The sequence below is a fragment of the Mesorhizobium sp. P3_A9 genome, assembly GCF_056402975.1.
This window is the reverse complement of sequence record NZ_JBFUGJ010000303.1, coordinates 1-7027: the sequence shown is the minus strand read 5'-3', so window position 1 is coordinate 7027 and position 7027 is coordinate 1. Positions and strand designations below refer to the sequence as shown.

Sequence of the window (7027 nt, the reverse complement as noted above, 5' to 3'; positions counted from 1 at the left end):
GCACCACCATCTGTAGTAGTCTCACCCTGAAAACCCCGGTTGAGAATCAGCCGGGGTGGCGGGTGGTTGATTGTGGCGACACTCAACGCGCAATTTCTGGATTTTTTCGACTGGTGGCTCGGCGAGCTGCGAGGGGTCTGGGCGTGGCTTACACCCAGGCGGAAGCAATCTTCCACCGCCGACTGGATCGTCAGCCTGGCGGATGACGGCATTCGCGTGCGCGAGGCCAATGCGCCGGAATTCCAGTCGATCCCCTCGGCGCTCACGGCCTCCTCGGACGAGATCCTGGCGCTGCTCCAGGGCGGAGCTCGGCGCAGGCGGCCGAGCTTCGATATTGCGATCCAGCCCGGCCTGTTCCTGACCCGGCAACTGGCGCCGCGGCGCCTGCCTGTTCGACAGGCGCGCGACATGGCCGAACTCGACCTTCTGGCCGCGACGCCGATCGACCCGGCGCAGGTGCATGTCGTCTTCGCCGCGACGGCGGAAGAAGACAGTTCCTACCATGTCGTCAAGGCGAAGACGCTTGCCGCCGTGCTGGACGCGGTTCGCCGTGCCGGTGGCTCGGTCCGCAGCCTGTCGCTGTCGCAGCCGGCCGGCACGCTGCGTGCCGATCCGCTCAGCCTCGCCGCCATCTGGCCACTGAGCCGGCGTGACCGGCGCGCCAGGACCGCGTGGGTTACCGCCCTGTCGATCCTGGCCGGGGCAGTGCTGGTGACCTTCGCGCATGCGCATTGGCGCGCCTGGCAGGCGGAGGCCGAACTGGACACGCAGATCGCCGATGCGCAGGTGCTGGCCAAGGCGGCGCGCACCTCGCTGCAGAAGCGCCAGGCCGGCATCGAGCGTATCGAAAAGATCCGTCAGGAAAAGAAGACGACGGCATCGCTGGTGCGCGTATGGGCTGAGCTGACGCATCTGCTGCCCGACACCGCCTGGCTGACCGATCTCTCGGCCAAGGGCGACGACCTGACCATTTCAGGCTTCTCCACCTCGGCTGCCGAACTGATCCAGCCGATCGACGCCTCGCCGCTGTTTTCGGCGCCTGAATTCGCGTCACCGGTGGTCAAGGTCCCCGGTCAGGACGGCGAGCACTTCACCATTTCGGCCAAGATCGGAGCGCTCTGACGATGCTCTCCGCCATCCTCAACACAAGGCCGACGATCCGCCGCCTGATCGCGCTGGCACTGGCCGTGGTCGCAGCCTGTGTCCTCGCCTGGGTGGTGTTCGCGGCATTCGACAGCGTCGCCTCCGCACAGGCCGGGATCGAGGAAAAGCGTGAGCTTCTCGGCCAGCTGCAGAGCGTGGCCGCCTTGGCAAAGCGCCTCGACAGCGCCGCCAGTCCGGAAGCGGCGGCCAATCCCGAATTTCTCACCGGCGGGAGCGAAGCTATCATCCGCGGCGGGCTGCAGACCCGGCTCAACGCGATTGCCGCCGCCAATRGGGTCAGCGTGCTGTCGGCCGGCAATGCCCCGGTGCTGAGCGAAGCCGGCGTCGATTTCATCGGGCTGCGGGCCAATCTTTCAGGGCCGCTGGAGGGCATCCACAACGCCATCCTCGCCATCGAAACGTCGCTGCCGGTGCTGTTCATTCGCGAGGCCACCTTGCGCACCACCGATGTCGGACCCGCGGCGGGACGGACCGGGGATCCGGAGATCTTTGCCGAGCTCCTGTTTTRCGGGCCGCTGCAAACGCAGATGGCGCCCGCCGGGGTCAAGCCATGACCGGGAAATTCGCTGGCCTGGCGATTGCGGCCGTGGTCGCGGCCCTCGCTTTGGTCAATGTCGCGCTCTACGATACGCCTGTCGACATCACGCCCGTCGCCTCCGGCAAGGGGCATGATGGTGGCCCGGCTTCCGCATCGGGGTCACTGCAATTTCCCGAAGCCGGCGATTTCAGCGAGACGTTCCAGCGTCCGCTGTTTACGCCGACACGCCGGAAATTCGTGCCGCCGCCGGTCGCGCCGCCGCCGCCGGTCGAGGTTGCTGTCGCACCCGTCGAACAAGCGCCGCCGCCACCTCCGCCCGAGGTGCCGGTCGTTGCGCCGTCGCTTCTGGGCATCAGCATTCACGGCGGAGCGGCCAAGGCGCTGCTGCGCGTCGCCGGCAGCGAGACCGCGCTCTGGTATGGCAGTGGCGAGACCGTCGACGGCTGGACGGTGTCGGCGATCGACAAGGATCAAGCCGTGCTGGAACGGGATGGCAAGGTAGCGCGTGTGCCGCTTTATCCGCCCTGGAAGAATGTCCAGCCACCCCCAAATGTCCCGCAATTATGAGCGACCGCGCACGCCATGACAGCGCGAATGCGAGCGCAGCGGACGAAGGCGCCAGCGCCGGCTTTTCGCTGGTCGCCGTGCTGGTGTTCATGCTCGTCGTTTCGGCGATCGTCGTTCCGTTTGCCGTCACGGCCAAAACGCGGCTGATGATCGCCAACAACGAGGTCGAGCAGGAGCGTCTGTCGCTGCTTGCCGAAGGCCTCGGCAATGTGGTTGCCAGCCAATTGAGCGGAGGCGAGGGCGCAAAAAAGTTTCCGCTGGATTCCACACCGACAGCCTGCCGGTCGGGGGCATTCAGTTTCAATGTGCGCGTCCAGGATCATGGCGGGCTGATCGATCTCAACGCTGCCGATGACCGTTTGCTGGGGCTTGGCTTTGCAGCGCTCGGCTTTCAGCAGCAGGCATCGGATGAACTGGCCAAGGCCGCGATCCGGTTTCGCGACAGCGCCAAGCTGTTCGCCGGCTTGCCGCAGTCCAGAAGCGCCGTCGGACCGCCGGAAGACAAGCAGGCGCCGTTCGAATCGGTGTCCGAACTGCAGGAGTTTTCGGCCCTGACGTCGATACCGCTGCAGACCCTGAATGGTGTTTTCACGGTCAACTCGAAGCGTGGCACGATCAGCGCCGACCGCGCGCCAAGCCGTCTTCGCGCGGCCCTTGCCGGCGGCTCCAGCGCTTCGGTCGTAGAGGCGTCGGCCGACGCATCGGCCTACACGGTCGACGTGGTGGTGAGACGCGACGGTTCCGGGATCACGGGCGAGGCCGGGTTCATCATCGAGAAATCTGCGACAGGCGCGGCATTCTCCCGCGTCGCCCGAAGCCCGGTCACCGAAGCCGACGCCCTGCCGCCAGTCGCCGATACCGCCGACTGCGAAGTGCTTTTCGGCACCGAGGCGGCGCAGATCCTGCGGGGATGGAGCTCATGAACGCTTCCGCCCAGACAAAGGGGATAGAGGCGTTTCTCACCTTTCTCGAGGGCGAGAAAGTACTGAGCGCGCATGCCGCCCAACGCGCGCTCGGGGCATCGCGAACATCGGGGCATCCGTTTGATACGGTGATGACCGAACTCGGGCTGATCGGCGAACAGGAGCTCGCCAACAGCCTCAGCCGTTATCTCGAGGCGCCGATGCCGGTCGAGATTCCCGAACAGATCAGCCCCGAAATGCTGGCAAGCGTGCCGCTGGCCTATCTCCGGGAAAACGCCATCCTGCCGCTGCAGATGGACGCCGAGCGGCTGGTCGTCGCCGTCGCCGATCCTTTCTCCTCGGCCACCATCGACGCACTGGCCTTCCACTATGAGCGGACACTGGCGCTGCGCATCTTGCCAAGACGCATGATCGCCGAACACATCGATCGCATCGAGCAATCGGCCATGGCTGCCGTTTCGAACGGCGGCGGCAGCGGTGAAACCCTGGATTTCGGCCCTGACGACCTCGATCGGTTGAAGGATTTCGCCCGTGAGGCGCCGATCGTGCGCTTCGTCGCCGAGACCATCCACAAGGCGGTCGACGCAAGGGCCACCGACATTCACATCGAGCCGCTCGAGGATCACGTCCGCATCCGCTTCAGGCATGACGGCATGCTGTCCACCGTCGATACCGCCTCGATCGCGATGCTGTCCGGTATCTCCACCCGCATCAAGATCCTGTCGCGGCTCAACATTGCCGAACGGCGCCTGCCGCAGGACGGTCGCATGCGCATTGCCGTGCGCGGCAGGGATGTCGACCTGCGCGTCTCGGTCATTCCCTCCATCCACGGCGAGGCCATCGTGCTTCGCATTCTCGACCGCTCCGGCGTTGAACTGAAGCTGGAGAAACTCGGCTTCGACGGCGCCGCGCAAGCGAAGATCCGCAACATGTCGCAAGCCGCCAACGGCATCGTGCTGATCACCGGGCCGACCGGCAGCGGCAAGACGACGACGCTCTATTCCATCCTGGCCGAGCGTTCGCGGCCGGATGTCAAGATTTTCACGGTCGAGGATCCGGTCGAGTACCGCATGGCGGGCATCACCCAGTTGCAGGTCAATCCGGCGATTGACCTCGACTTCGCCGCCGCCTTGCGCTCGATCCTGCGCCAGGATCCCGACATCATCCTGCTCGGCGAAATCCGCGATCGCGAGACGGCGCAGGTCGCGGTCCAGGCGGCGCTCACCGGCCATCTCGTGTTCTCGACGCTGCACACCAACAGTGCCGCCGGCGCGCTGACGCGCCTTCGCGACATGGGCATCGATGGCTATCTGCTCGGCGCGACCATCCGCGGCGTCATCGCGCAGCGGCTGTTGCGCCGCGTCTGCCCGACCTGCCACGGTGCGGTGCAGGCCGGCCCGGCCTGCCGCACCTGCAACGGCTCCGGCTACAGCGGCCGCACGGTGACCTATGAAATGCTGCAAGTGTCGCCGCGCATCGCCGAGCTTATCGACCAGGGCGCCGGCGAAATGGAGATCGGCCGCATCGCCGCCGAGGACGACCTCGTGCCGATGTCGGTCCACGCAACCGCCCTTGCCCGATCGCAGGTCACCACGATGGACGAAGTCCGGCGTGTTATCGACCTCGCGGGAGGTGGCTGATGCCGGCCTTTGCCTATCGCGCCTACCTGGCCGACGGCTCGACGGAGGCCGGCGTTCTCGATGCGTCGACCAAACAGGACGCCGCCCGCAAACTGGCGCAGCAGGGGCGCCGATCCTACCATCTTGCGCCCGTGAACAGCGAAAGGCCGCAGCTTCGCCTGCCGGGACGCAGCGCGCTGACTCTTACCAGAAAGGTCGACCTCAGCCGCTTGTTCTCCGAACTCTCGGTGCTTCTGAATGCCGGCTTCACGGTCGACCGCGCCCTGGGCGCGGTCATCTCCGGCGAAGCCAACCGGCAGCGGCGCCAGCAACTGCAATCGGTGCTCGATCTGACGACCGGCGGCCGGCCGATCGCCGAGGCCTTTGCCAGCCTGCCGGGCATCACCCCCGATATTGCCGCCCTGCTTGCCAGCGGCGAGCGCAGCGGCAAGATGGCCTATATCTGCCAGCGGCTGGCGGACACGTTCGAGGCGACGGCCGAGCGCCGCGCGGCAATCGGCGAGGCGCTGGCCTATCCGGCTTTCCTGCTGCTGGTGATGAGCGGGGCGCTGGTCATTCTGGCGACGGTCCTGGTGCCTGCGCTGGAGCCGATCTTCGAAGGGTCATCCGCCCCCAAGCCGTTCACCATGACAGTGCTGTCGGCCTTCGGCACGGTGTTTCGCGACTACCCCTTCGTTTTCCCGCTGGCGGCGGTCCTCGGCTTGCTTTGTTACCTTCTGGTGTCGCGGTCTGCTGGCGCCAGACGACAGCTTTCGCACTGGCTGTTGAAGATCCCGCTGATCGGCGCGCTGGTCAGGGATGCCGTGGTCGCGCGTTATCTCGAAACGCTTGCGCTGCTGCTCGGCAATGGCGTGGCGATGACCGAGGCGCTTGGCCTCGCCGCCAACGTTTCCCGGCAGAGTTCATTGGCCGCAAGCTTTGCCACGATCGAAGAAAACGTCGCCAATGGCGCGCGCCTGCACAGCGCGATCGTCAAGGCGGGGATTTTCGGCCACGCGACAATGTCGCTGGTCTCGCTTGGCGAAGAGGCCAATGCGCTTCCGGTGGTGCTGGATCGCGCCGCCAAGATGCTCCAGCTGACGCTGACGCGGCGGATCGACACCGTGCTGAAGCTGTTGACGCCGGCGCTGACGATCTCGCTCGGCTTTCTCGTCGGCAGCCTGGTCATTTCGGTGATGACGACGATCCTCAGCATCAACGATCTGGCGCTGCAATGACGGCCGCGCCTAAAGACACACAGGCGGGTGCAACGGCCGGATTCACCCTGGTCGAAATGCTGGTGGTGTTGGCGATCATGGCGCTTGTCGCCGCAATCGCTGCGCCAGGGCTGGTAAGCCACTATCGCACCAGGAGCCTGGAGACGGTGGCCGGCGAGATCACCATGCGGCTGCGCCTGTCGCGCACATCGGCCATCGCCACCGCCCGGCCGAGGCAGGTCGTTGTCGATCTCGGCGCCCGTCTCATCCGCTTCGGCGAACGAGACAATGTCGCCCTGCCGGACGATGTCAAAATGACCGTGACCACTGGTCGGGAAACTGTTGTCGCCGACCGGCAGACGGTCCTGACCTTCCTTCCCGACGGCAGCGCTTCCGGCATGGATATCGCCCTCGAGCAAAAAGGCCGGACCGCGCGCATCGCGGTCAACTGGCTGACCGGGCTTTCGACATGGCGGACACTGCCATGACCGGGTCATCTGTGACCGACCCATCGTCCCAGATTTCTTCCGAAGACGGATTCTCGATCCTGGAGATGATCGTCGCCATGACGATCCTGGCGCTCGTGCTTGGCGTCGCCAGCCAGTCGATCGTGCTGGCCAGCCGCAGCATTGCCGCGGCCAAACGCCAGGTCGAAACGGCCAGAACCGTCCGCGTGATGCTGGCCGACTACGAGGCCCGGGCGCAAACCGTGGCGCAGCCCGGCTGGACCCTGAAGACCCGCACGATAGACGTGGCGAAGGCGAGGGTGACCGCCGTTCTCATCGAGAAGCCGGGCGGGGCGTCCCCAGGCGGACCGTTTTTGACCTTTGTGCCGGCGCAAGGCCCGGCTGCGCCATGAGCTGGCTGTTCTCCTGGGCTTTGACGAAGGCCCGCGCCGTTTGCCGTCGTCTTGCAGGCGCTGCTTCGTTGGACGGCAAGTCGCGTCCGGAACCCTCGGCATCCGCAGCGGGGTTTGCGCTCATCGACGTGCTGGTGGGG

Annotated in this window: 8 protein-coding genes; all 8 read left to right on the top strand. The window is 66.0% G+C overall.

The annotated features are described in order from the left end of the window. Window positions 1-72 precede the first annotated feature (72 nt). The 8 genes from AC1DX0_RS27890 to AC1DX0_RS27855 are packed head-to-tail and all read left to right on the top strand — an operon-like array spanning window position 73 to window position 6887. Complete coding sequence (locus tag AC1DX0_RS27890; RefSeq protein ID WP_477222515.1) at window positions 73-1122, top strand: PilN domain-containing protein; 1050 nt, start codon at window positions 73-75, stop codon at window positions 1120-1122. 2 nt (window positions 1123-1124) lie between these two features. After that, on the top strand, window positions 1125-1718 hold the full coding sequence (gspM, locus tag AC1DX0_RS27885; RefSeq protein ID WP_477357617.1) for a type II secretion system protein GspM: 594 nt from the start codon (window positions 1125-1127) through the stop codon (window positions 1716-1718). Beyond that, entirely contained in the window at window positions 1715-2269 is a 555-nt protein-coding gene (locus tag AC1DX0_RS27880) for a hypothetical protein (RefSeq protein ID WP_477222513.1), read from the top strand. The genes gspM and AC1DX0_RS27880 overlap by 4 nt, the downstream gene beginning before the upstream one ends. Continuing rightward, complete coding sequence (locus tag AC1DX0_RS27875; protein WP_477222512.1) at window positions 2266-3192, top strand: hypothetical protein; 927 nt, start codon at window positions 2266-2268, stop codon at window positions 3190-3192. The genes AC1DX0_RS27880 and AC1DX0_RS27875 overlap by 4 nt, the downstream gene beginning before the upstream one ends. Beyond that, entirely contained in the window at window positions 3189-4832 is a 1644-nt protein-coding gene (locus AC1DX0_RS27870; protein WP_477222511.1) for a GspE/PulE family protein, read from the top strand. Before AC1DX0_RS27875 ends, AC1DX0_RS27870 begins: the two co-directional genes overlap by 4 nt. Continuing rightward, window positions 4832-6049 carry a type II secretion system F family protein gene (locus AC1DX0_RS27865; RefSeq protein ID WP_477222510.1) on the top strand — a complete coding sequence of 406 codons (1218 nt, stop codon included), beginning with the start codon at window positions 4832-4834 and terminating at the stop codon, window positions 6047-6049. Before AC1DX0_RS27870 ends, AC1DX0_RS27865 begins: the two co-directional genes overlap by 1 nt. Next, window positions 6046-6516, top strand: coding sequence for a GspH/FimT family pseudopilin (locus tag AC1DX0_RS27860; protein WP_477222509.1), 471 nt, complete (start codon window positions 6046-6048; stop codon window positions 6514-6516). The genes AC1DX0_RS27865 and AC1DX0_RS27860 overlap by 4 nt, the downstream gene beginning before the upstream one ends. Beyond that, entirely contained in the window at window positions 6513-6887 is a 375-nt protein-coding gene (locus AC1DX0_RS27855; RefSeq protein WP_477222508.1) for a PulJ/GspJ family protein, read from the top strand. The genes AC1DX0_RS27860 and AC1DX0_RS27855 overlap by 4 nt, the downstream gene beginning before the upstream one ends. Window positions 6888-7027: the final 140 nt, after the last annotated feature.